The following is a 3,372-nucleotide window of genomic DNA, read 5'->3' as shown; positions in this document are numbered from 1 at the left end:
TCGGTCAAGGTGCCCTGAGGGTCGGCGTCCAACAGTTGCACGTCGACCTCAGCCAGTGACAACCAGACGCCCAGATTGAAGGTCAGGGTGCTCTTGCCAGAGCCGCCCTTCAAGGAGCCGATGACTGTAATCATCCGTTCTTGCCGAGATCGCAGAGAGTGGCTTTAGGGATCAGAAAGACCGAGCAGTTAGCGAAGCTGCGGCGAGGTGCCCGGCCATGCCTGATCCGGATGGTAACCGAATGCGGCGCCTTCGTCTTGGTAGCTGCGCCAAGGTCCGCGTGGCAGATAATCCTGCTCATCGATCGGCGGATAGGGGCTATCCGCAAGGGAGCGCGCGTTCTCCCGCTCGGTGCGAGGACGAAATACCCAGCCACCCTGATGACCTGGGCGCCGAGTATCGAGCTCGGGATCATGCCGAAACTCGTAGTCGCCGACACCGGAAGGGGCATAACCTGGGGTGGTCGAGCGACGCTGCTGACGTGAGGCGTCCCAGCCTGAGGCCGACTCGCGCGGCCATGGCTGCTGACGCTCGCGCCACAGGCTGCCATCAGTGGCTTCACCTCGATAACCCTCTGGGGCGGGCTCACGCCACTTGTTCTCTCGGACGCCGGTGCGCTCGTTGGATGTATCACGCCAGCGATCGCGCTCACCCCAGTCCGATGCCCGGGACCCAGTATCCCAGCCGTAATCGCGGGTCTCGTGATGGCTCGTATCGAAATCGTCTCGCGCCGGTGAGGACCAGCTACTGTCGGCATCGTAGGGATTCCATGCCCATAGCACCGGGCTCGCGGGGGCCAGTGTAACCGCGACTAATAACAGACCCAATCGAGCCCCCGCGCGGCGACGCCAACCTGTCGCCATGGATCGGCACCGGCGTAAAGGTCTCGATTGCAAGCTTGTCATGGTATCCGTCGCACTATGTGTTGTCCGGCCCGTCGCTGTCGTCCGTCTTGAGACGAATGCCTCGTCTTGAGCCCTTTTGCTGCGACTTAGCGGTCGCCTTCTTGGTTGATGCCTTCTTCGCCGGCGCCTTCTTACTCGACACCTTCTTGCTGGTGGCCTTCTTTGTCGCGACCTTCTTTGCCGGCATATTGCTGGCAGAGGCCGTTGCTGGTGCCGCAGCGTCTGAGGACTCTTCACCACTAACTGTAGACGGCTTTGCACCGCTTGTGTGACTCGAAACATCAGTCGCGCTCTCGGCCGCCGAGGCGTCCTTGGCCCTAGCCGCTGTCTCCTGGCGACGCAGCGCATTCGGCGGCGGCCCAGCTGACGCGCCACCTGGTCCGCCTGATGGACCCTCGGCCGCTGGCGCTGCTCGGCGCTTCTTGATCATCCCCTTGATCCAATCGAAAAGCAGCAAGAACAGACCGCGGAATGCGTAGAGCACCAGCATCAAAGCACCGCCGATCTTCGCCAAGACGCCACCGCCCTGTTGCGGACGCTGTGTTGAGGACGAGCTGATACCACGATCAGAGCGATCGTGCTGCAGCCCTTCAGCGCAAGGCACCACCATCCCCTCAGGCGCACTTGCAACGGCCACCTCACACAGGTCTTTGCTCGCGGCAACGCAACCAAGGGGTATCACGATCAGCGTCAGCAGCGTTGAGACCAGCACGCCTGAGGACAATGAAATGGCCATGCCCTGGAAGATCGGATCGGTAACGATGACGCTTGCGCCAGCCACCAACGCAAGTGCCGTAATCACAATCGGCCGCGTGCGCGTCGTACAGGAACGGATCACGGCCTCTGCGACCGGGACGCCCTTCTGCACCTCGTGGATCGAGAAATCGACGAGCAAGATCGAGTTACGGACGATGATGCCGGCCAGCGCAATCCAGCCGATCATTGACGTGGCAGTAAACTCGCCTCCGAAGCCAAGCTCGAAGGCCGCCCAGTGCGCCGGGATGATACCGAGCAGGGTCAAGGGGATAGGCGCCATGATGACCAACGGAATGCGGAAATTGCCGAATTCCCAGACCACGAGTACGTAGATCAAGACCAGGGCAACACCGAAGGCGGCGCCCATGTCGCGGAAGGTTTCATAGGTGACGGTCCACTCGCCGGCCCATTCGAAGCTCGACACCTGATCCGAGGGTGGCGGCCCAAGCCAGTAGGTCTCAGGCGTCACCCCATCGGGTGCCACATAGCCCATCTCGTCAATGCGGTTCTGAACCTGCAGCATGGCATAGACAGGGGCCGCGAGGGTGCCACCGACATCCGCCACCACGTACTCGACGGCGCGCAGGTCCTTGCGATAGACGATGGACTCCTCCGGCACCCGCTCGAATTCTCCTAGCTCCCGCAGCGGGATGGTCGAGCCGGCATTGGTGCGGATCGGCAGGTCGCCGAGGCTCTGGATCTGCGAGCGTTCCGCCAGCGGCACCTGCACCACGATATTCACCGGCTCGTGACCAGCGCGCATCTTCACGTCGCCGATCTCAGCCCCACCCAGGGCCATGGTCAGGTTGCGATTGATGGCATCCACCGACACGCCGCGACGCACTGCCTTTTCGGTATCGACATCGAAGCGCCAATAATCGAAGGAGTCACGCAGATAGTTGTCGACATCACGCGTACTCTCGGCTTGCGCGAAGATATCGGTCAGCTCCTGGGCAAAGGCGCGGCGGACCTCCGAGCTTGGCCCATGCACCTCGGCAACAACCGACTGCAAGACTGGAGGACCCGGCGGCATCTCGACCACGGCAATGCTGGCGCCGTTCGCATCCGCTAGCGGCTTGAGCATCTCACGCGCCTGAACCGCAATCTCATGGCTAGTCCGGTCGCGATCGTGCTTGTTAGTCAGCTGTATCTGGAGCTCGCCCTGCCAAGGATCGGAGCGCAGGTAGTAGTGACGCACCATGCCATTGAAATCGAACGGCCGCGCCGTTCCCGCATAGAGCTGGATCGCGGTGACCTCTGGCATGGTCCGGATCTTGTCGGCCATCTGATGGGCCAAATTCGCGGTCACCGGCAAGGCTGTGCCTTCGGGCATGTCCAACACGACCGAGAACTCGGGCTTGTTGTCCAAGGGCAGCATCTTCACCGGCACCCACTTGAAGTAGAAGAAGCTCAGTGTGAAGAGGAAGGTACCCCAAAGCACCAGCTTGAAGATCAACCGTTTGCTCTTGTGCTCGATCAGCGGGGTCAGGATGCCCACATAAAGCCGCTCGAGGTTCTTTGCCTCCTTATGCTCGCGCTTCTCGGCCACCTCCAGGTAACTCATTGAGGGCCGCAGCCACTTCGAGATGGCGAGATACGGCGTGAACACGAAGGCCGCAAACAGCGAGATCAACATCGCCACCGAGCCCAGTGCCGGGATCGGCTGCATGTAGGGGCCCATCATGCCGCTAACGAAGCCCATCGGCAGCAG

Annotated in this window: 3 protein-coding genes; all 3 read right to left on the bottom strand. The window is 61.6% G+C overall.

The annotated features are described in order from the left end of the window. The coding region (locus ACY693_RS16885; protein ID WP_462322975.1) for a ParA family protein at positions 1–134 on the bottom strand (134 nt) is incomplete at its 3' end. A 54-nt stretch (positions 135–188) separates the two neighbouring features. Further along, a complete protein-coding gene (locus ACY693_RS16880; RefSeq protein ID WP_462322974.1) occupies positions 189–782 on the bottom strand; it encodes a hypothetical protein in 594 nt (197 codons plus the stop codon). Positions 783–918: 136 nt separating this feature from the next. After that, on the bottom strand, positions 919–3,372 hold a 2,454-nt coding region (locus ACY693_RS16875), incomplete at its 5' end, for an efflux RND transporter permease subunit (protein ID WP_462322973.1).

The sequence above is a fragment of the Halochromatium sp. genome (assembly GCF_054919635.1).
The sequence above is the reverse complement of the archived record's forward strand: the minus strand, read 5'-3'. Positions and strand labels throughout refer to the sequence as shown.